This is a genomic window from Rhizobium freirei PRF 81, from assembly GCF_000359745.1.
GTDB classification, from domain to species: Bacteria; Pseudomonadota; Alphaproteobacteria; order Rhizobiales; family Rhizobiaceae; genus Rhizobium; species Rhizobium freirei.
On sequence record NZ_AQHN01000089.1, the window covers coordinates 240,573 to 261,856 of the forward strand.

At 61.3% G+C, this 21,284-nt stretch carries 16 protein-coding genes; 10 read left to right on the top strand and 6 right to left on the bottom strand.

Translation table 11 applies throughout. The annotated features are described in order from the left end of the window. Positions 1-63 precede the first annotated feature (63 nt). From leuB to RHSP_RS28920, 7 genes are all read left to right on the top strand, one after another. Positions 64-1,176: a 3-isopropylmalate dehydrogenase gene (leuB, locus tag RHSP_RS28890; protein ID WP_004127332.1), complete on the top strand. Its 1,113-nt coding sequence runs from the start codon at positions 64-66 to the stop codon at positions 1,174-1,176. A 204-nt stretch (positions 1,177-1,380) separates the two neighbouring features. Next, positions 1,381-2,124 carry a lipid A 1-phosphatase LpxE gene (gene lpxE, locus RHSP_RS28895; protein WP_004127334.1) on the top strand — a complete coding sequence of 248 codons (744 nt, stop codon included), beginning with the start codon at positions 1,381-1,383 and terminating at the stop codon, positions 2,122-2,124. Between the two features lie 227 nt (positions 2,125-2,351). Further along, positions 2,352-2,606, top strand: a complete 255-nt coding sequence (locus RHSP_RS28900) for a winged helix-turn-helix domain-containing protein (protein ID WP_081615374.1) — start codon at positions 2,352-2,354, stop codon at positions 2,604-2,606. A gap of 159 nt (positions 2,607-2,765) precedes the next feature. After that, positions 2,766-3,515 (top strand): SDR family NAD(P)-dependent oxidoreductase, encoded by a 750-nt coding sequence (locus RHSP_RS28905; protein ID WP_004127338.1) that lies wholly within the window; start codon positions 2,766-2,768, stop codon positions 3,513-3,515. A gap of 298 nt (positions 3,516-3,813) precedes the next feature. After that, the gene (locus tag RHSP_RS28910) at positions 3,814-4,323 is read left to right on the top strand and encodes a Dps family protein (RefSeq protein WP_004127340.1); all 510 of its coding nucleotides are present in this window, start codon (positions 3,814-3,816) and stop codon (positions 4,321-4,323) included. Positions 4,324-4,699: 376 nt separating this feature from the next. Continuing rightward, entirely contained in the window at positions 4,700-5,734 is a 1,035-nt protein-coding gene (locus RHSP_RS28915; protein WP_004127342.1) for an aspartate-semialdehyde dehydrogenase, read from the top strand. A gap of 288 nt (positions 5,735-6,022) precedes the next feature. Next, on the top strand, positions 6,023-6,844 hold the full coding sequence (locus RHSP_RS28920) for a lytic murein transglycosylase (protein WP_037155133.1): 822 nt from the start codon (positions 6,023-6,025) through the stop codon (positions 6,842-6,844). A 101-nt stretch (positions 6,845-6,945) separates the two neighbouring features. Here the strand turns inward: RHSP_RS28920 and RHSP_RS28925 are convergent, their stop codons facing one another. Further along, positions 6,946-7,587 (bottom strand): carbonic anhydrase, encoded by a 642-nt coding sequence (locus RHSP_RS28925; protein ID WP_004127353.1) that lies wholly within the window; start codon positions 7,585-7,587, stop codon positions 6,946-6,948. 72 nt (positions 7,588-7,659) lie between these two features. After that, entirely contained in the window at positions 7,660-8,535 is an 876-nt protein-coding gene (gene pdxY / locus RHSP_RS28930; protein WP_004127358.1) for a pyridoxal kinase PdxY, read from the bottom strand. On the opposite strand from pdxY, the gene RHSP_RS34955 reads away from it, so the two are divergent. From RHSP_RS34955 to RHSP_RS28940, 3 genes are read left to right on the top strand one after another with little or no spacing between them, the layout of a single operon-like run. Further along, complete coding sequence (locus RHSP_RS34955; protein WP_157385463.1) at positions 8,534-8,887, top strand: hypothetical protein; 354 nt, start codon at positions 8,534-8,536, stop codon at positions 8,885-8,887. The two genes, pdxY and RHSP_RS34955, sit on opposite strands and share 2 nt — an antisense overlap. Further along, positions 8,830-13,620: an NAD-glutamate dehydrogenase gene (locus tag RHSP_RS28935; protein WP_004127361.1), complete on the top strand. Its 4,791-nt coding sequence runs from the start codon at positions 8,830-8,832 to the stop codon at positions 13,618-13,620. Before RHSP_RS34955 ends, RHSP_RS28935 begins: the two co-directional genes overlap by 58 nt. Before the next feature lie 48 nt (positions 13,621-13,668). After that, positions 13,669-15,060 carry an MFS transporter gene (locus RHSP_RS28940; RefSeq protein ID WP_051074167.1) on the top strand — a complete coding sequence of 464 codons (1,392 nt, stop codon included), beginning with the start codon at positions 13,669-13,671 and terminating at the stop codon, positions 15,058-15,060. Positions 15,061-15,126: 66 nt separating this feature from the next. Here the strand turns inward: RHSP_RS28940 and purH are convergent, their stop codons facing one another. The 4 genes from purH to htpX form a co-directional block, all read right to left on the bottom strand. Next, positions 15,127-16,743, bottom strand: coding sequence for a bifunctional phosphoribosylaminoimidazolecarboxamide formyltransferase/IMP cyclohydrolase (gene purH / locus RHSP_RS28945; RefSeq protein WP_037155137.1), 1,617 nt, complete (start codon positions 16,741-16,743; stop codon positions 15,127-15,129). Positions 16,744-16,915: 172 nt separating this feature from the next. Beyond that, entirely contained in the window at positions 16,916-18,619 is a 1,704-nt protein-coding gene (locus RHSP_RS28950) for a heparinase II/III family protein (RefSeq protein ID WP_004127368.1), read from the bottom strand. Between the two features lie 192 nt (positions 18,620-18,811). Continuing rightward, complete coding sequence (locus tag RHSP_RS28955) at positions 18,812-20,227, bottom strand: RsmB/NOP family class I SAM-dependent RNA methyltransferase (RefSeq protein ID WP_420820112.1); 1,416 nt, start codon at positions 20,225-20,227, stop codon at positions 18,812-18,814. Continuing rightward, the gene (htpX, locus tag RHSP_RS28960; protein ID WP_004127376.1) at positions 20,218-21,204 is read right to left on the bottom strand and encodes a zinc metalloprotease HtpX; all 987 of its coding nucleotides are present in this window, start codon (positions 21,202-21,204) and stop codon (positions 20,218-20,220) included. The genes RHSP_RS28955 and htpX overlap by 10 nt, the downstream gene beginning before the upstream one ends. Positions 21,205-21,284 lie beyond the last annotated feature (80 nt).

A 21,284-nucleotide genomic window follows, 5' to 3' on the forward strand; every position in this document is an offset into this window, starting at 1 on the left:
CTTGAAAAGCCGCATTTGCAGGTCTAAAAACCCCGCAACTTTTTCTTTCGCGGAGGCTTTCCCATGACAGTTCGCAATCTTTTCCTCCTGCCGGGCGACGGCATCGGCCCCGAAGCCATGGGCGAAGTTCGCAAGATCATCGCCTATATGAACGAGGCGAAAAATACCGGTTTCGTCACGGACGAGGGTCTTGTCGGCGGCTGCGCCTATGATGCGCATGGCGCCGCCATCTCCGAGGAAGACATGGGCAAGGCGCTTGCCGCCGATGCCGTGCTCTTCGGCGCCGTCGGCGGTCCGAAGTGGGATGCGGTCCCTTATGAAGTGCGCCCGGAAGCCGGCCTGCTGCGCCTGCGCAAGGATCTCAAGCTGTTCGCCAACCTGCGTCCGGCCATCTGCTACCCGGCGCTGGCATCGGCCTCGTCGCTGAAGCCCGAGCTGGTCGAAGGCCTCGACATTCTCATCGTGCGCGAGCTCACCGGCGGCGTCTATTTCGGCGAGCCGAAGGAAATCATCGACCTCGGCAACGGCCAGAAGCGCGGCATCGACACCCAGGTCTACGACACCTATGAGATCGAGCGCATTGCCGGCGTCGCCTTCGAACTGGCGCGCACCCGCAGCAACCGCGTCTGCTCGATGGAAAAGCGCAATGTCATGAAGTCAGGCGTGCTCTGGAACCAGGTCGTCACCGCGACGCATAAGGAAAAATATGCCGATGTGCAGCTCGAGCATATGCTCGCCGATGCCGGCGGCATGCAGCTCGTTCGCCAGCCGAAGCAGTTCGACGTCATCGTCACCGACAACCTGTTCGGCGACATGCTGTCCGACGTTGCGGCCATGCTCACCGGCTCGCTCGGCATGCTGCCGTCGGCTTCGCTCGGCGCACCCGATGCCAAGACCGGCAAGCGCAAGGCGCTCTACGAACCCGTGCACGGTTCGGCCCCCGATATCGCCGGCAAGGGCATCGCCAACCCGATCGCCATGATCGCCTCCTTCGCCATGTGCCTGCGCTACTCCTTCGGCATGGTTTCCGAGGCCGATGCGCTGGAAAAGGCAATCGCCAACGTTCTCGACAGCGGCATCCGCACAGGCGACATCATGTCACCCGGCAGCCGCCAGGTCGGCACCGCCGAAATGGGCGATGCCATCCTCGCCGAGTTCAAGGCGCTTTCGGCCTAATCTTCGGCATAAATTGCCTGCTATATTTCACGTGAAACATGAAGTCCCGTCCTTCGCCGAAGAGCGGGGCTTTTTGCTGCGGCAGGTCAGGCTTGCCTGCGCCGTAATCGATCATCTGCCCCGGTGTCACAATTCTTTAGAAGAGTCGTAACAAGTCGCTGCTAAGCGTCGTTGCTGATTGGACATAAATATCAGGCGGTGGGTATGCAGGAGATCTTGGCGTCTCTCGATCGGCGTTGGCGGCGAAGCGACGCAGCGCTTGCGCCATGCCATTGGAAGACCTGCCTGTTTATGACAGCCAATATTGTGCTGCTCTCTGCGCTCCTGTTCGATTGGCCGGTCGGCGCTGCCCTGAAGAACCTCTCGCCCTCCATCCGCTTTTTCGGTGGAATGCTGACCGATTTCGGCGATTCCGGCTGGATCATCATCGTCAGCGCCTTCCTGTTCTTCGAAGGCTGGGCTGGCAGCCGCCTGCTGCGCTCGCCGCGCTGTCGCTACCAGGCAATCCGCATCTGCCAGATCGGCGGTTACCTGCTGACGACGATCGTGCTGTCCGGCCTTCTCGCCAATATACTCAAGCGCGCCATCGGCCGCGCCCGCCCGACGCATTTTGCCGATTGGGGACCCTTCGGCTTCTTGCCCTTCAACGGCCGCGCCAGCTTCGAAAGCTTCCCGTCGGGCCATGCCACCACAATCGGCGCCCTTTTCGTGGCGCTTGCCCTTATCTTCCCGCGCTATCGCTACATTTTCGTCGCCTGCGCCCTGTGGCTGGCGATCACGCGCGTCATGGTCGGTGCCCATTATCCGAGCGACGTCATGGCCGGCCTTGCCCTCGGCGGCTGGTTCTCCTTCATGACGGCGATCGTCTATTCCCGTTACGGCCTGCTCTTTCGCATCGACCCCGCCGGCCGGCCTGTCACGAAATGGCGGCTGCCGAAGAGCAGATGACGCTCTGATTAGACCATGTACCGCCAAGTCGCCGCGTGAGGTGAGAGAATACTCGTACTCGTCGGCCCTTGAGCGCCACAATGCATGGCCAAACCGCGAAGGTTGCCAAGGCCGTTCCGCATTCATATATCTGGCGGAGGGATGATCGCAAAAGCGGTCAACCCGATTTCGTTTCCACTGCGATGAAAATCATGGATGCCGGGCCGATACGTTTGAGCGAAAGGCAGATGGGATTGATCTCCCGGGCGCTTGCCGAGCCGCGACGCGTGCAGATCTTGAAGGAGATCGGTGCACGGCCCGAACCCATGCCCTGCAGCACCCTGAACGAATGTCACACCGTCAGCGCCGCGACGATGTCCCATCATATCAAGGAGCTCGAAAACGCCGGGCTCATCGAGATCCAGCGCGAAGGCAAGTTCGCAAACCTCGTGCTGCGCCGCGATACGCTGAACGCCTATATGGCGGAGCTTTCCAAGATCTGACGTTTCCATCCATGCCATCAGCATTTATCGCTGCTGCTCTTGTATCAATTAGATGATTATCTAAATATCAAACTGACGATGCGGAGCGGTTTTCGGGTCGCATGCGCCAAATGGTTCGATGATTATGAAACCGTCTAACAATTTTTGAAGGAAAGTGACATGAGCAAGCTGATAGGCAAGGTCGCAATCGTGACCGGAGCATCCAAGGGCATCGGCGCCGGCATCGCCAAGGCAATGGGCGAGGCGGGTGCTGCCGTCGTCGTCAACTACGCGTCGAGCCGCGAAGGCGCCGATAAAGTGGTTGCCGAAATTACCGCCAAGGGCGGCAAGGCGCTCGCCGTCCACGGCGACGTTTCCAAATCCGAAGACGTCAAGCGGCTCTTTGGCGAAACCAAGCAGGCCTTCGGCCGCGTCGATATCCTCGTCAACAATGCCGGCGTCTACCAATTCGCGCCGATAGAGGAGTTCACCGAGGAAGAATTCCATCGTGAATTCAATATCAACGTGCTGGGCACGCTGCTGACCACGCGGGAAGCCGTCAAATATTTCGGCCCGGAAGGCGGCAATATCATCAACATCGGCTCCAACGCCGTCAGCATGAACCTGCCGACCGCGTCCGTTTACACCGCGACCAAGGCCGCCGTGAGTTCGATCACCCAGGTCCTCGCCAAGGAGCTCGGCCCACGGAATATCCGGGTCAATAATCTCGCACCGGGCGGTGTCGAGACGGAAGGCGTCGTTGCTGCCGGCGTTATCGGCAGCGACTTTGAAAAGCATCTCGTCTCGCAGACGCCGCTCGGCCGCCTGGGTCAGCCGACCGATATCGCCCCGGTGGCCGTCTTCCTGGCTTCGCAGGACGCCGCCTGGGTGACCGGCGAAACCATCTATGTCGGCGGTGGCCTGAAGTAACTCATCATTGGCGACACCGTCCTCCGACGAGAGGGCGGTGTCCCTTGGTGCCATGACCGCGCGCTGCGCCAACGCCTTCGCAGACGATTGCCAAACCACCTCATTTTCCTATTTAGTGGAGCTGTTCGGGTTTCCCGCATGACAGTGCAGTCGATCATGCCGCGAAGTGAACTTTCGACCGCGAGATTTCAAAACAGACCCAGTCTTCAATGCGATCCCACGCCGCAGCGAATGTCATCGAACTCCCTTAATATCCGCCGGCGATCGCTGTCGTGAACAACAAACGGAGGACGCCTTCATGAATACCGCCAATACCAAATCGAAATTGGGCACTCGCACCAATCTCAGCGAGGAAGCGACCCGCGATATTTCCGCAGCTCTGAGCGCGTTGCTGGCCGATGTCTTTGCCCTCTATCTGAAGACCAAGAATTTTCACTGGCACATGAGCGGACCGCATTTCCGCGACTATCACCTGCTTCTGGACGAACACGGCGATCAGATTTTCGCGATGACCGATCCCATGGCCGAGCGCGCCCGCAAAATCGGCGGAAACACGTTGCGCTCGATCGGCCAGATCGCCAAGCTGCAGCGCATCCCGGACAATGACGCCGAATATGTCGACCCGCAGGACATGCTCGCCGAACTGGCGGATGACAATCTCAAGCTTTCTGCCGAAATGCGCGCTGTTCACGACGTCTGCGACGAATATGGCGACGTCGCCACCGCCAGCCTCCTCGAAAACTGGCTGGACGAAACCGAACGCCGCACCTGGTTCCTGTTCGAAATCACGCGCAAGTCCAACCGCTGACACTCGAAACGGCAGGCCTTCGAACACGATAGGTTGAAGGCGCGTTTCAACGCCCCCGATTTCCTCGCTCCTGCAGCGATGCCAGCGAGGAAATCCTTGACTCCTGTGGAAAACCTCTTAGAACCGGCGACGGAAAAGGAAGACTTCCATGGTTCGCTTCGAACAGATCGATAGCCCCAATCACCCGGCGGAATATGCCGGGCTGGATGTCTATTTTCCGGTTTCTTCCAAAACCATGGCCAAAACGACGACGAAAACCGTCTGACGTCTCTGGCCTGCCGCTCTCTCCCCGGCTCGGCTGGGGACAGGAACCGGTCGTGATGGCTGCGGTTCCCCCCTTCGCCCAAGAGGAGAGAAGAGAAAGAGAGCTTGAGAAATGGGTTTCAAAGTTGCAGTAGCGGGCGCGACCGGGAATGTCGGCCGCGAAATGCTCAACATCCTAGCTGAACGCGGTTTTCCGGCCGATGAGGTCGTGGCGCTCGCATCCGCCCGCTCGCAGGGAACCGAAGTTTCCTTCGGCGACCGGACGCTGAAGGTTTCCAACCTGGAGAACTACGACTTCTCCGACACCGACATCTGCCTGATGTCGGCCGGCGGCGAGGTCTCGAAGAAGTTCTCGCCGAAGATCGGCGCCCAGGGCTGCGTCGTCATCGACAACTCCTCGGCCTGGCGCTACGACGCCGACGTGCCGCTGATCGTCCCGGAAGTGAACCCCGATGCCGTCGCGCAGTTCACCAAGCGCAACATCATCGCCAATCCGAATTGCTCGACCGCGCAGCTCGTCGTCGCGCTGAAGCCGCTGCATGACTTCGCCAAGATCAAGCGCGTCGTCGTCTCGACCTACCAGTCCGTTTCCGGTGCCGGCAAGGACGGCATGGACGAACTCTTCAACCAGACCCGTGCTGTCTTCGTTGCCGACCCGATCGAAGCGAAGAAGTTCACCAAGCGCATCGCCTTCAACGTCATCCCGCACATCGATAGCTTCATGGAAGACGGCTACACCAAGGAAGAATGGAAGGTGCTGGCCGAAACCAAGAAGATGCTCGACCCGAAGATCAAGGTCACCTGCACGGCCGTGCGCGTCCCCGTCTTCATCGGCCATTCGGAATCGGTCAACATCGAATTCGAAAACGAGATCACTGCCGATCAGGCCCGCGACATCCTGCGCGAAGCGCCCGGCTGCCTCGTCATCGACAAGCGCGAAAACGGCGGCTACATCACGCCTTACGAATCCGCCGGCGAAGATGCGACCTATATTTCGCGCATCCGCGAAGACGCAACCGTCGAAAACGGCCTCAATCTGTGGGTCGTCTCCGACAATCTGCGCAAGGGTGCCGCGCTCAACGCCATCCAGATCGCCGAACTGCTCATCAATCGCGGCCTGATCAAGCCGCGCAAGCAGGCTGCATAAGATTTCGTAAACCAATTTACGGTTTATAAATCTTCGCTAGCTAAGCAGGATTGAACGAAAGCCTCGCCATTTCGGATGAAAGGCGAGGCTTTTGCAAATATAGTTGGCGGTTATGTTTTACGTGAAGCAAAAATACTGATCGCCAAAATGTGATAATGACATGATGGTCGGATACTGGCATGGTCCAGTGACGACTAGACCGCGCATAGGCCCGGAGATTGGCGGGTTTGTGCGCCTTCCAAAAACGGTTACCGCGTTCGCATCGCGGTAAGAATTCGGGGACATTGAATGCGGATCACAAAGTCTGGAATGGCAGCTCTCGTCGCGGGCGGGCTGCTGCTCGCCATGCCGATTACGGCAAACGCTGCATCCTGCGGCAATACTTCCGCAGGTTTCGAGAATTGGATGCAGGAATTCAAGCGCGAAGCGCAGGGACAGGGCGTCAGCCCATCCGTCCTCGACAGGGCCTTCGCCAACGTCCACTACAACCAGCCCACCATCCGCGCCGACCGTGGCCAGAAGAGCTTCAAGCTTTCCTTCGAGGAATTCATGAAGAAGCGCGGCGGCCAGACGATCATCAATCGCGGCAAGAGCATGAAACAGGCGAACGGAGCGTTGTTTGCCAAGATCGAGAAGCGCTTCGGCGTTCCCGCAGGCCCGATCATCGCCATCTGGGGCATGGAAACCGGCTTCGGCAGCTACATGGGCGACCAGCATACGCTTTCGGCCGTCTCGACCCTCGCCTATGACTGCCGCCGTTCCGCATTCTTCACCGAACAGCTCTATGCCGCCCTGAAGCTCGTCGGCGAAGGTTATCTCAGCCCGTCCGCACGCGGCGCGGCTCACGGCGAAATCGGCCAGACGCAGTTCATGCCCAAGAACGTCGTCGCCTTCGGTATCGACGAAGATGGCGACGGCAGGGTCGATCTTGTCGGTTCGCGCGCGGACGCGCTGGCCTCGACCGCCAACTTCCTGCGCGGCCATGGCTGGCAGCCCGGCGCCGGCTATCAACCCGGCGAGCCGAATTTCGCCGCCATTGCCGGCTGGAACGACGCACGGGTCTATCAGCAGGCCATCGCCTATATCGGCCAGCAGATCGACGGCAGGTAAGCCTCAGCTGGCGCATGAATCAAAAAAAGGCGCTGCGACCGGATGGTCCGCAGCGCCTTTTCTTTTGATCGATATTCTAGCCGCCGGACGTCCAGGTGGCCTTATACGTCCGGACGAATGAAATCGCGGGTATTGGGGTCCATGATCCAGAGCTCGCCGGTCGAAATATCGAACCATGCGCCGTGCAGGTTCAGCTTGCCTTCTTCCTCGCGCGCCTTGATCTCCGGAAAACTGCGCAGATTGTTCAGCGAGTTGCGGATCGAAATGCGCTCCAGTGCCGTCTGACGCTCGGTCTGCGTCATGATGTCGTTGCTCTGGATCTGCTCGGCAGCCGGCCTCAGCAAGGCCATCCACCGGCCGATGAAATCGCCCGGGGATAGCGGCTCGGCATCGGGATCGAGCGCGGCGCGAATACCGCCGCAGCGTCCGTGGCCCATGACGACGATGTCGGAAACCTTGAGCGACAGAACCGCGAATTCAAGCGCTGACGAAGTCGAATGGAAATTACCGTCCGGCTCATAGGGCGGCACCATATTGGCGACGTTGCGGATGACGAAGAGCTCGCCCGGACCGGCATCGAAGATGATCTCCGGCGCCGAGCGGGAGTCGCAACAGGCAATCACGAGCGTCGATGGATTTTGCCCGAGCTCCGCGAGAGAGCGATAACGCTCGCGCTCATCGACGTAACGCCCGCTCATGAAGTTGCGATAACCGTTCAGAAGGGTGTCGGGAAAGCTTTGCATGATATTGAATTACAGCGCACCGGGACCGATGGCAACTGCTGCGCTGCAAAAAGCATTAACTGCTGCGAACCGCTATTTTTTGCGCCGTTGCGCCGGGTGCATGAGGTGTCGCAGCTGCACCATCGCCATCGGCGTCGACAGGCTCGCGGAATCGACGGCGAGCGTCAGCTCGTTGCTGCCGCGTTTGACAGCGCGCGCCAGCACCTCATAGACGCTGGCCGTCGTCAGTTGCAGCGCCCGTTCCTCATCCATGCCGGAAAGCAGGCGGGAAACGAACAAGGCACAGAGCAGGTCGCCGAGCCCGTTCGGCGCACCTTCTATGCTGCGATGTTCGGCAAGCAGCGCGCTCCGGCCGCTGAGATAGAGATTTCCGATGCCGCCGGCCATCATCGGCACCGCCGAGGTCACCAGCATGCGCGACGGCCCGAGCGCAAGTGCCGCCTCCATAATGGCGTTATTATCCTCGAGCGGCGCACCGGCAAGCCAGGCAAGCTCATAGCGGTTCGGCGTCGCCAGCGAGGCCAATGGGATTAGATGGTCGCGGATCGCTTCGGCCGTCGCCTCGGGCACATAGAGCCCGCCGGCATCGCCGATCACCGGATCGCAGGCATAAAGCAGATCGGGGTTCTTTTCCCGCAATGCCGCCACCAGCCGGGCGACGGAACGCGCCTGTGCGGCATTGCCGAAATATCCGGAAAGCACCGCCTTCACTTCCGATAACCACGGGGCAGCGATAAGATCGTCGATTGCGTGATCGAAATCCGCCTCGTTGAAGGTCAGCCGCGTCGAGCGACCATGGCCGGGATGCCATGGCAGAACGATGGTGGGCAGGGCCCAGACTGGGTGGCCGAGCGTTTCCAGCGCGAAGACGGCGGCGCGATTGCCGACGGACCCTCTGACGACATGGCTGGAGATGACGATAACGGCGCCGGCCGACACTTGCGACATGATGCTTGCTTTCAAGTTCAGGGCTTCAACTGCACAATGCGCCGTTGATGATCCCTTTGGCGGCACTCTGTCAACGGCACTTCACAGAGTGATGAAAGCCTCTGTTGACGAAATGATTCCGTCAATTTCTCGCCAAAGACATCCGCCTTTCGCCGGGATCGCGCATTCCGGCAAGTTTTTTAAAAAAACGGGCCAAAATCAGTCCGAAACCAACCAATTTCGCATTCTTTTTGCCAGTTTTTTCGCTAAACCTTCTGCTACTGTGGTCAGAATTCGAAAATCGGGAGGAATTCCATGGCGCCGAAAAGCAATCCGAAACGGGAAAAACAGATCGAAGCGGCACGAAAAATAGCCGCGGCGACGGGCGAGGCGCATCTCGATCCCGAAATCCTGTTCGGCCGTGCCAGCAACGACGACATGGAGCTTTACAGCCCTGAAATGCTGGCCCTTGCTGCAACGCACGCGGCCAAGGAGCTGGCGGCCTGGAACGGCACCGCTCCGCGCGTCAGCATCGATCAGCTTGCCAATATCGAGCCCGATGGAGTTGCCGTATCGATCCTGTCGATCACCGACCACAACATGCCCTTCCTCTACGAATCGGTCATGGGCGAGGTGACCAGCAGCTACCGCGACCTCTATATGGCCGTGCACCCGATCCTGGTCGTCGAGGACGGCAAGCAGCCAAGCCTCTATTCCGCCGATCACCCGAGCGATCCCGCCCATCGCGTCAGCCATATCCAGCTTCATCTCTCGCCTTTGACGGCAGCGCAGGCAGCGGACCTGGCCAAACGGGTGCAGACCGTGCTCGATCAGACGCATCTCGCCGTTTCCGACTGGAAGCCGATGCTGTCGCGCCTGGACACCGTCATTTCCGAGCTTTCGACCTATGAAGCGGCCGGCCGCCGCAAGAACGATCGCGACGAGGCGCTTGCCTTCCTTGCCTGGCTACGGGACGGCAATTTCACCTTTCTCGGCATGCGCGAATATGTCTATTCCGGCAAGGGCGCCAACGCCAAGGTCGAGCGCGACCGCGGCACCGGCCTCGGCATCCTCTCCAATCCGGATGTCCGCGTGCTGCGGCAGGGTCATGACGCCGTTACCACGACACCCGAAATCCTGGCCTTCCTTGATGGTCCGGATTTCCTGATCGTCACCAAGGCCAACGTCAAGTCGATCGTCCACCGCCGCGCCTACATGGACTATGTCGGCGTCAAGCGTTTCGATGCCGACGGCAACGTGACGGGCGAGCTGCGCATCGTCGGCCTCTTCACCTCCACGGCCTATACCAGTGCCGCCGTCGATGTGCCGCTGCTGCGCTCCAAGGTGCAGAAGGTCAAGGATCTTTTCGGCTTCGATCCCACAAGCCATTCCGGCCGCATGCTCGACAATACGCTGGAATCCTATCCCCGCGACGATCTTTTCCAGATCGACACGACCCTGCTGGCAAGCTTTGCCGAACAGATCAACGACCTGACCGACCGGCCGCGCGTGCGCGCCCTGCCGCGCATCGATCAATTCGACCGCTTCGTTTCGGTGATCGTCTATGTTCCGCGCGAGGAATATGATTCCGTCGTCCGCGAGAAGATCGGCAACTATCTCAAAACCATCTATGACGGCCGTGTCTCCGCCTATTATCCGGCTTTCCCGGAAGGCGGCGTGGCGCGCGTGCATTTCATCATCGGCCGTAGCGCCGGCAAGACGCCGCATATTCCCCAAGCCAAGCTCGAAGAGGCGATCCGCGCCATCACCGCCCGTTGGGACGAGCGTTTCGTCATGCTGGCTGGCCCGAAGGCTCCGACCATCTCCGTCAGCCAGGCCTTCCAGGAAGCCTTCTCGCCGGAAGACGCCTTCGCCGATCTGCCTGACATGATCGCCACGGCCGGTGCCGAGCCGATCCGCATCGGCTTTTATATCCGCAAGGATGACGCAGGCGACATCCTCTCGCTGAAAATCTTCCATGGACAAGGCAACCTCGCGCTGTCGCGCCGCGTGCCGCTTCTGGAAAATCTCGGCTTCAACGTCATCAGCGAGCGCACCTTCGACATCTATGTCACGGCCAAGGATGGTTCGACCGGCCATGTCGTGCTCCACGACATGGAGCTTGAAGCCCGCAACGGCTTGACCATCGATCTTGCCCGCCACGGCGCGGCACTGGAAGAAGCCTTCCTCGCCGCCTTTGGCGGCAGCATCGACAATGACGCCTTCAACCGGCTGATCGTCTCCGCCGATCTCTCCGCCCGCGAAACGAACGTATTGCGCGCCTATTCCCGCTATCTGCGCCAAGCCGGCATCGCCTATTCGCAGGATTATATCGCCGCGACGCTGGACAAATATCCGCGCATCGCCGCCTCGCTCTTCCGCCTGTTCTACGAAACGCTCGATCCGAAGCTCAACGACAAGAACCGCACGAAGAAGCTTGCCGAGCTGCATACGGCTATCGAAACGGAGCTTGCCGACGTTCCGAGCCTCGACGACGACCGCATCCTGCGCCGCTACGTCAATGCCATCGACGCCACGCTGCGCACCAACTATTTCCAGAGGAATGCCGACGGTTCATCGAGGGCCATGCTGGCCTTCAAGCTCGATCCGAAGCTGCTGGATGGCCTGCCCGAGCCGCGGCCTTTCCGCGAAATCTTCGTCTATGGCGTCGAGGTCGAAGGCGTGCACCTGCGCTTCGGCAAGGTGGCGCGTGGTGGCCTGCGCTGGTCCGACCGTGCCGAAGATTATCGCACCGAAGTGCTCGGTCTCGTAAAGGCGCAGCAGGTCAAGAACGCCGTCATCGTGCCCGTCGGCGCCAAGGGCGGCTTCTATCCGAAGAAGCTCCCGGTCGGCGGCAGCCGTGACGAGATATTCAATGCCGGCCGCGAGGCCTACAAGACCTATATCCGCACGCTGCTGTCGATCACCGACAACATCTCCGGCGCCGATATCATTCCGCCCGCCGATACCGTGCGGCTCGATGGTGACGACCCCTATTTCGTCGTCGCCGCCGACAAGGGCACTGCTACCTTCTCCGACACCGCCAATGCGCTGGCGCAGGAAGCCGGCTTCTGGCTGGACGACGCCTTCGCCTCGGGCGGTTCGGCCGGCTACGACCACAAGAAGATGGGCATCACCGCCCGCGGCGCCTGGGAAACGGTGAAGCGGCACTTCCGCGAGATGGACATCGATATCCAGAAGACGCCATTTAGCGTCGTCGGCGTCGGAGACATGTCCGGCGACGTCTTCGGCAACGGCATGCTGTTGTCTCCGAAGATCCGCCTGCTTGCCGCGTTCGACCATCGCGATATCTTCATCGATCCCGATCCGGATATGGAAAAGACGCTCGCCGAACGGCAGCGCCTCTTCAACCTGCCGCGCTCGAGCTGGCAGGATTTCGACAAATCCGTTCTGTCGAAAGGCGCGATGATCATCTCCCGCTCGGCAAAGTCGGTGACACTGACGCCGGAAGCGGTCGCCGCCATCGGCATCGACAAGTCGGTCGCAACGCCCTTCGAAATCATGACGGCAATCCTCAAGGCACCGGTGGACCTGCTGTGGTTCGGCGGCATCGGCACCTATGTCAAGGCGCCGGCCGAAACGGATTCGGAAGTCGGCGACCGCGCCAACGATCCGATCCGCATCGCCGCCGACGAAGTACGCGCCAAGGTGATCGGCGAGGGCGCCAATCTCGGCGTCACGCAGAAGGGCCGCATCGCCTATGGCCTCAAGGGCGGGCGCTGCAACTCCGACGCCATCGACAACTCCGCCGGCGTCAACACCTCGGACGTTGAGGTCAACATCAAGATCGCGCTTGCATCTGCCATGTTCGCCGACCGGCTGTCGCGCGCCAAACGCGACACGCTGCTCGCCTCCATGACCGACGAAGTGGCAACGCTTGTCTTGCGCAACAACTATCTGCAATCTCTGGCAATCTCGCTGACGGAGCGCAAGGGCACCGGCAACGGCCTGGAACTCAGCCGCTTCATGAGCGTGCTGGAAGCGGCCAAGCAGCTCAACCGTAAGGTCGAGACCCTGCCCGACGATCAGACCTTCGCCGAGCGTTATGCCAACGGCCGGCCGCTGACGCGCCCGGAAATCGGCGTGCTGCTCTCCTACGCCAAGATCGTCCTCTTTGATGCCCTCGTCGCCAGCGACCTGCCCGACGATCCTTACTTCGCCGCAACCCTCAGCCGCTATTTCCCGGCCAAGATGCAGCGCTCGAACGCCGCCGATATCGAAACCCATCGGCTGCGCCGCGAAATCATCGCCACTGCGCTCGCCAATGAAGCGATCAATCGCGGCGGCCCTGGCTTTGCGGTCGGCATGATGGATGCCACGGCGGCAGCCGCTGCCGAAGTGGTCAAGGCAGCCGTGGTTGCCCGCGACGGCTTCGATCTTGACCGGCTCTGGAACGAGATGGACGCACTCGACGGCAAGGTCAGTGGCCAGATGCAGAACCGTGTCTACGGCGAAATCACCGAGGTTTACACGGCGCTGACGCGTCTGCTCCTGAAAACCGGAGCGGCCAAGGGCGATATAGAAGAAACGGTTAGCCGGCTTCGCGCAGCCCTGAAGAAGCTGCGGCCTGTCTTCCTGAGCCACATCCCGGCGGATTTCGCAGCCGAGATCGCCACACGCGAGGCGGACTATCTGGCCGCCGGCCTGCCGGAGAAGCTGGCTTCGGAGATCGCCACGATCTACGCGCTCGTCCTCGTTCCGGAAATCATGCAGATCGCCGAGCGCACCGGCGATACGCTGAACCGGGCGGCCGAAAGCTACTTTACCGTCTCGCAGACCTTCCGCGTCGGCCGCCTGCTGCTAGCCGGCAACCGGATCGTCACCGGCGACCACTATGAGAGCCTCGCGCTTGCGCGCAGCCTCGACCAGATCGCCGGCGCCCGCCGCGATATCGTCATCTCCGCCCTGTCCAACCATCCGAAGGACAAGCAGCCGGTTCAGGCATGGCACGCGGAAGACCGTATCCGCATCAATCGCATCGCCGAGGAACTCGGCGGCCTCAGCGAAAGCGGCGATCCCAACCTCGCCCGCATCACCGTTGCCGCCGGCCTGCTCAGCGATCTTGCGAACGGCCGGGCAAGGTGACACAGTCCGCCCCGACCCGAAAACGGGTGAGGGAGCAAGGGGCTGGATTTGGTGACGACCGAAATTGACAACGACGTGCCGGCAAAAGTGCCGGCGCGAGGCATCTGGGGCTGGATGTTCTTCGACTGGGCGGCTCAGCCGTTTTTCACCGTCGTCACCACCTTCATCTTCGGCCCCTATTTCGTCGCCCGGCTGACCGCCGATCCCGTCTCCGCGCAAACGACATGGAGCAATATGGCGACGATCTCCTCGGTGATCATCGCCATCCTCTCGCCGGTCCTCGGTTCGATCGCCGATCAATCCGGCGCCCGCAAGCCATGGATCGCCTTCTTCGCCGTCATCAAGATCGCAAGCCTTGCCTGCCTCTGGGGCGCGGCCCCCGGATCGCCGGTGATCTATCCGGTGATCTTCATGATCCTCGCCTCGATCTCGGCCGAATTCTCGATCGTCTTCAACGATTCGATGATGCCACGGCTGGTCGGCAAGGACGATGTCGGCAGGCTGTCCAATGCCGCCTGGGGGCTCGGCTATCTCGGCGGTATGATCGTGCTGATCACCGTCGTTGCGCTGCTCGCCGGCAATCCGCAGACCGGCAAGACCATCTTCGGTCTGACGCCACTCTTCGGTCTTGATGCCAAACTCGGCGAAGATGCCCGCATCACCGGGCCGATTTCGGCCGTATGGTATCTTATCTTCATCCTGCCGATGTTTCTCTTCACACCGGATGCTGCTCGCGGCCTGCCCCTTCGCGCGGCCGTTCGCACGGGCTTGCACGAGCTGTCGGCGACCCTGGGCGAGTTGAAGCGGCGACGTGGCATCAGTCTCTTCCTTCTCGCCCGCATGGTCTATCAGGATGGCGTCAACGGCCTGCTGATCCTCGGCGGCACCTTTGCGGCCGGCATGTTCGGCTGGGCGACGATCGAGATCGGCATCTACGGCATCATCCTCAATGTCATTGCCATCTTCGGGTGCTTCGCGGCCGGTTATGTCGATCGTTGGCTCGGCTCGAAGACGACGGTCATGATCAGCCTGACGCTGTTGCTCGCAGCGACTTTCGGCATCCTCTCCACCGGACCGGGCTTCACGCTCTTCGGCCTCGTACCGCTCTCCACCGTCAGCACTGGAAGCCTGTTCGGCACGGCGGCGGAAAAAGCCTATATCGGCTACGGCCTGCTGATCGGCATCGCCTTCGGCCCCGTACAGGCCTCCTCGCGCTCTTATCTTGCCCGCAGCGTCAGCCTCTCGGAAGCCGGACGCTATTTCGGCATCTACGCGCTCTCGGGCCGCGCCACCAGTTTCATGGCAACGCTGTTCTTCTCGCTGGTGACTTATTGGAGCGGCTCGGCCCGCCTCGGCATGGCGACACTCGTCATCTTCCTCGCCGGCGGCCTTTTGCTACTGCTGCCGACACCCTATCCGGCCGACAAGACGACAAAGTAGACAAAGAAAATCCCGGCAGGCGAACCAGCCGGGATATAAGGTTTTCCAATCGAGTATATCCATCGATCAGTGGCGGAAGTGGCGCACGCCGGTAAAGACCATCGCGACATTGTGCTCGTTGGCCGCATCGATCACTTCCTGGTCACGCATCGAACCGCCCGGCTGGATAACGGCCGTAGCGCCTGCGGCAATCGCCGAGAGCAGGCCGTCGGCAAACGGCAGGAAGGCTTCGGAGGCGACGGCGGAACCGCGCGTCAGCGGCTCGGCCAGACCCATGGCCTTGGCGGCTTCCTCGGCCTTGATGGCGGCGATGCGGGCGGAATCGACACGGCTCATCTGTCCCGCGCCGATGCCAGCCGTCTGGCCATCCTTGGCGTAGACGACCGCGTTCGACTTCACATGCTTGGCGACACGGAAGGCGAACTTCATGTCCTCAAGCTCCTGAGCCGTTGGTGCACGCTTGGTGACGACCTTGAGCTCCATATCTTCCACCAGCGCGTTATCGCGGTTCTGGACCAGCAGGCCGCCGGAGACGGTCTTGGCGGTGAGGCCGGCAGCACGCGGATCGGGCAGGGCGCCGACCGAAAGCAGGCGGAGGTTCGGCTTGCGGGCAATGATCGCCTTGGCTTCCTCGGTGACGTCGGGCGCGATGATGACCTCAGTGAAGAGCTTGACGATCTCCTCTGCGGTCTCGGCATCGAGCAGGCTGTTCAGCGCAATGATGCCGCCGAAGGCTGAGGTGGAATCGCAGGCCAGAGCGCGCTTGTAGGCTTCCACGAGCCTCGGGCCGGTGGCAACGCCGCAGGGGTTCGCATGCTTGATGATCGCGCAGGCCGGGCCGTTTTCCGGCAGGAACTCGGCAACGAGCTCATAGGCCGCATCGGTGTCGTTGATGTTGTTGTAGGAGAGCTGCTTGCCCTGGATGAGCGTCGCCGTGGAAACGCCCGGGCGGTTCTCGCCGGTCAGGTAGAAAGCAGCCTTCTGGTGCGGGTTTTCGCCATAGCGCATTTCCTCGCGCAGCACGCCGCCGATGACACGGTGGCGCGGCGTGGCGATATCCAGCGCTTCGGCAAACCAGTTGGAGATCATCGCATCATAGGCTGCAGTACGGGCAAAGGCCTTGGCGGCCATGCGCTTGCGGAAATCATAAGTCGTCTGGCCGGCATCGGCGGAGAGCTGGGCCAGCAGCTCCGCATAGTCGGCGGGATCGGTCAGCGTCGTCACGTAGGCATGGTTCTTCGCCGAAGCACGGATCATCGCCGGGCCACCGATGTCGATATTCTCCACCGTCGTCGGATAGTCGCCGCCGGCCTTGCGAACGTCCTCGAAGGGGTAGAGGTTGATGACGGCAAGATCGATGCCTTCGATTCTGTGCGCCTTCATTGCAGCCTGATGCTCGGCATCGTCACGGATGGCGAGCAGGCCGCCATGCACCTTCGGATGCAGCGTCTTGACGCGGCCGTCCATGATCTCGGGAAATTCCGTCACTTCGGACACGTCGGTCACGGCAAGGCCGGCCGCGGCGATCGCCTTGTGCGTGCCGCCGGTCGACAGGAGGCGCACGCCCTGTTCGCTGAGCGCACGCGCCAGCTCGACGATGCCGGTCTTGTCGAAGACGGACAGAAGTGCGGTTTTCACCTTCACCTTGTCGGGAGCGGGAATTTTCTTGGAAACGACGGCCATGAGCTTTCTCCGGTCTAGAGCAGCTCCAGGAGAAGTGCAGGGCGGTTTTCCGTCCGGAGCTGCGATAACAAAAAACAGAGCGGAAACGCTCTGGTATGAGGAGATGACACGTCCGGCGGAAACGGCGCGGGACGGGAATGCCCGCCCCGTTATCATAGCTGACGCGCTTAGCCTATGGCCGATAAGATAAAAACCAGCGGATTTCCGGCTTTTCGGTAATCCGGAAGACGATCTCAAGCTGATCGGAGGAGCGCATGCCCGAGGGATCGGCAAAGAAGATATCTTCCGCCACCAGCACCTCGTTGCCGGGCGAAGAGAAGACCCAGGTCTCGCCGTCGGGCGCGATCAGCAGGGCGGAGTCCGTCTCGGTCTGCAGCAGGCTGATCGACGGGTGGACATGGAAACGCGCCGAAGCGATGCCTTCGCCCTTCGGCGGCTTCTTCCTACCCTCCGGCACGAAGAAACGGTCTCGGCCGGCCAAAATCGTGCCTTTTGCATTGAGGCTCAGCTCGCGCTCGTGGACATAGCCGAAGGCGGAGAGATAGCCGTCATGTGCGGCTCGGACGTAGTCACGTCCGTCCTCGGTCTCCGCGCGCTCGACGATGACCTTCTTCACACCGCCGACCATGATCGGCCCCAGATGTTTGGATTTGGAGAACTGGGACGACGACGTGTCGTTGAGCGTGACAGCCGAATGGGCAGCAGTGGCCCGCGCTGCCTGTATGTAGCGGTCGCCGGCAAATTCCGGCGATCCGGAATTGATGATGAAGCGCGTCTTGCCCGACGACATCTCGAAGGAGAGACAGCCTGCATGTGCGGTGCGGCTGAGATCGGCCGAAGCGGGGGCACCGGCATCGATGATGACGGCGGCCTGGCCGGCGGCCAGCCGGTGATATTTCGTATGCGGCAACGCCTTGAAAGCCTGGCCCGCCGTCTCGTCGTAGCGCAGCACCGACATGAGTTCATTGGCGAGCGTCGACGTCGCGCCGTTGAACAGCGCCAGATCGCCATCCTGATGTCGGAAGAAGCGCAGCGCGGGATACATGCGATCGATGCCGGGAATGAGCCGTATCGGCACGTCATGGCCGAGATTGACATAGGTCTGACGCAGGGGCAGCAGATCGAGCAGAAGCTCCAGCGACACCCGCGGATTGCGGGAGATGTGGCCGCCGTCTGCCAGGATCTGCCGGTCGATTTCGCGATCGAGCGCCTGACCCGCCCGCTTCACCGCCAGCGCGCCGTTGGGCATGGCGACGGATGACATGGCAAGCGCGATGCGCACGCGAAAACGGGTCGTTCCATCCCGCGCCGACGAGGCCATGCGGCGCAAAAAGCGGACATGCAATACGAGCACGCGCATGAAGCGACGGTAGAAGCTGCTATCCGTGCCGTGCAGAAGCACGGGCGAATGCGACAGGAGCGCGATGAGTCGCTGAGCGGCGATATCGGGTGACCAGGCAAGCCCATGCAGGCGGCGGCCGTGAACGGCAATCCAATCCGTGAGAATGGAACGCGCCATGGCCGAGGCCTGGTCGCTCTTCTCAGCCCGCAAGTGCCGCAGCCAGCGGAAATTGTGCAGCCGCGCCGCAAATGCCCGTGACGGCAGCTCAAGCGAGAAAGGGGAGGCGCCTTGCGTTTCGAGAACCCGGCCGGCCAGCAGGATGCGACCGTTCAAAAGTTCCTCGACGAAAAATGGGTCGACGCTGCGCAGATCCGTCGGAGCCACGATGAGGCGTTCCGGCACACGCATCGTGTGGCGGGTGAGACGCAATCGCGTCAACGCCGCGCGGCGAGACATCCGCCGCCATGCTTCCCGCACGTATGAACTCACAAAACCCTGCCGCAGACCTGCATATTTGCTTTTGCTTACTCTCATTACCCGTGGTTAAAAAGAGGTTACAAATATACCAATTAAGAACAGGTTACCGGCTTTTGAACCATTCCCGAAAGCCTGTGGAAACCTTGGCTGTCGCCATTCGGCTTTTCTCCGATTCGCGAAGGCGCTGCCTCTTCTTGTTTCGCACCCATTCCGGGCGGAAAACCGCTGCGCACTTTTCCTGAAAATGCTCTATGATCGGCGCCGAAGCACGACCGCATAGAACCCGTCGAGACCCGAGGCAAAGCCATCGGCAAGCGGCAGCATGTCGGGCGTCGTGCGGAAGGCACCGAGCGGCGAAATCGCCGCTTCGAGGCCCGGCCAGTCGCCCGCGGCGACCGGAACCCGCTCGACGCTGTCAGTTTCCGCAAGAAGCCGGGCAACAAGATCCTCACCCTCTTCGGGATCGAGCGAGCAATTGGAGAAGACCACGACGCCGCCGGGTTTGACCAGCGTCAGGGCATGGCGGAGCAGCCGCCCCTGCAGGCCGGCAAGCTTGGCGACATCCTCCGGACCTTTGGTCCAGAGCACGTCGGGATGGCGGCGCGTCGTCCCGGTCGAAGAGCAGGGCGCATCGAGAAGAGCAGCATCGAAAAGTTCGTCAGGCTGATATTTGCTCATGTCGGCGACGACCGTTTCAGCCTCGAAACCAAGGCGCGCCAGATTGCCGGACAATCTTTTCAGCCGGTTGGCGGACTGATCAAGAGCCGTGACCTTGGCGCCTGCGAGAATGAGCTGCGCCGTCTTGCCGCCAGGGGCCGCACAGAGATCGACGACCCGCTTGCCGGCAAGCGACCCGAACAGCTTCGCCGGAATACTGGCGGCCGCATCCTGAACCCACCATTCGCCTTCGCCAAAACCCTCGAGCGAGGGGATGGATCCCTCGAAGGCAGCAAGCCGCACGCCACCGGTCGGCAGGACCACGCCATTGAGACGCTTCGCCCAGCCTTCCACGTCGGATTTTACCGTAAGATCGATTGCCGCCGGCTCGAGCTGCGTTTCGGAAATTTCGAGCGCTGCTGAAGCGCCATAAGCGGCTTCCAGGCGGGAGAGAAACCAGGCCGGCATGGCAGGCACGCCTGCGACTTTTTCGAGGATGTCCTGTTTCTCCCGGCCGATGCGGCGGAGAATGGCGTTGACCAGCTTGGCAAAGCGGCGATTGCGGGGATCGCGGTTGGCCTGTTCGACGGCAAGGTCGACGGCAGAGTGATCCGGCACATCGAGATACAGCATCTGTGCGGCACCGACGACAAGTACATGATGCAGAGCGCGAGCGCCTTCCGGCAACGGCGAATCGAGCAGCGACGATATCGTCGCCTCGATGCGCGGCAAATGCCGCAGCGCGCTGTTGAGGATGGCGCGCACCAGCGCCCGGTCGCTTTCGCCGAGAGTCTTATAGGCAGGATTGCCGCCTTCAGCATCCAGCATGCCGTCGAGCGGCGTCTTGCGATCGATGACGGCGGCGAGGATCTTCGTTGCTGCGGCGCGCGCTGCAAAGCCGGGTTTCGCCGGCGCCGAATCATGCGGTCTGGAATCAGTCGGCCTCTTGCCGGATCTCTTTCCGTCTTTGTTGAAAGCTTTGTTTTTCGTGTCAGAACTCAAGACCAGGGACCCTTCGGCGGTTGCGAACCACCGCGACCCGTATTCGGCACGGAGCGCGATTTCCGCTCCGGATTAGCAGTCAAGACCGGTCCCGTCGAGCCAAAGCCCGCAGATGGCGTCATGGGCGAGGCACTGCCGCCGCCATAGCGGGCCATTTCATGCAGCGCCGCGATGCGGTTTTCCGTGTTCGGATGGGTCGAGAACAGATTGTCCATGCGTTCGCCCGACAGCGGATTGATGATGAACATATGCGCCGTTGCGGGATGGCCTTCGGCCTCTTCATTCGGAATATGCTCCGCACCGCGGGCGATCTTGCCGAGCGCGGAAGCGAGCCAAAGCGGGTTGCCGCAGATCTCCGCGCCGCGGCGGTCGGCGGAGTATTCGCGCGTGCGGCTGATCGCCATCTGCACCAGCATCGCGGCCAGTGGAGCAACGATCATCGCCACCAGCACACCGACCATGCCGAGCGGATTGTTGTTGTCGCGGCGGCCGCCGAAGAAGAAGGCAAAATTGCCGAGCATGGAGATGGCGCCGGCAAGCGTCGCCGTGATCGTCATGGTCAGCGTGTCGCGGTTCTGCACATGGGCAAGCTCGTGCGCCATCACGCCGGCCACTTCCTCCGGCGTCAACGCGTGCAGCAGACCGGTGGAGGCGGCAACGGCGGCATTTTCCGGATTGCGGCCCGTCGCGAAGGCATTCGGCTGCGGGCTGTCGTAGAGATAGACCTTCGGCATCGGCAGGCCGGCATTGCGGGCGAGATCGCGGACAATACGGTAAAATTCCGGGGCGCTTCGCTCATCCACCTCCTGCGCACCATAGGTGGAAAGCACCATGCGGTCCGAATTCCAGTAGGAAAAGAAATTCATGCCGGCAGCGACGACAAATGCGATCAACATGCCCGATTGACCGCCGATCAGATAGCCAACACCCATGAAAAGGGCGGTCATGAAGGCGAGCAGCATCGCGGTGCGCATGAGATTCATCGAGGGGTCTCCAACACATCTGTCGTCCAAACCTTTTTCTTTGCGGCTGGACACGCCGGAGCCGGATGATTTCAGGTCAC

Coding starts and splice junctions, on each gene's coding strand:
- leuB (WP_004127332.1), top strand. CDS start 64: ATGACAGTTCGCAATCTTTTCCTCCTGCCGGGCGACGGCATCGGCCCC.
- lpxE (WP_004127334.1), top strand. CDS start 1,381: ATGCAGGAGATCTTGGCGTCTCTCGATCGGCGTTGGCGGCGAAGCGAC.
- RHSP_RS28900 (WP_081615374.1), top strand. CDS start 2,352: ATGGGATTGATCTCCCGGGCGCTTGCCGAGCCGCGACGCGTGCAGATC.
- RHSP_RS28905 (WP_004127338.1), top strand. CDS start 2,766: ATGAGCAAGCTGATAGGCAAGGTCGCAATCGTGACCGGAGCATCCAAG.
- RHSP_RS28910 (WP_004127340.1), top strand. CDS start 3,814: ATGAATACCGCCAATACCAAATCGAAATTGGGCACTCGCACCAATCTC.
- RHSP_RS28915 (WP_004127342.1), top strand. CDS start 4,700: ATGGGTTTCAAAGTTGCAGTAGCGGGCGCGACCGGGAATGTCGGCCGC.
- RHSP_RS28920 (WP_037155133.1), top strand. CDS start 6,023: ATGCGGATCACAAAGTCTGGAATGGCAGCTCTCGTCGCGGGCGGGCTG.
- RHSP_RS28925 (WP_004127353.1), bottom strand. CDS start 7,587: ATGCAAAGCTTTCCCGACACCCTTCTGAACGGTTATCGCAACTTCATG.
- RHSP_RS34955 (WP_157385463.1), top strand. CDS start 8,534: ATGATGCTTGCTTTCAAGTTCAGGGCTTCAACTGCACAATGCGCCGTT.
- pdxY (WP_004127358.1), bottom strand. CDS start 8,535: ATGTCGCAAGTGTCGGCCGGCGCCGTTATCGTCATCTCCAGCCATGTC.
- RHSP_RS28935 (WP_004127361.1), top strand. CDS start 8,830: ATGGCGCCGAAAAGCAATCCGAAACGGGAAAAACAGATCGAAGCGGCA.
- purH (WP_037155137.1), bottom strand. CDS start 16,743: ATGGCCGTCGTTTCCAAGAAAATTCCCGCTCCCGACAAGGTGAAGGTG.
- RHSP_RS28950 (WP_004127368.1), bottom strand. CDS start 18,619: ATGAGAGTAAGCAAAAGCAAATATGCAGGTCTGCGGCAGGGTTTTGTG.
- htpX (WP_004127376.1), bottom strand. CDS start 21,204: ATGAATCTCATGCGCACCGCGATGCTGCTCGCCTTCATGACCGCCCTT.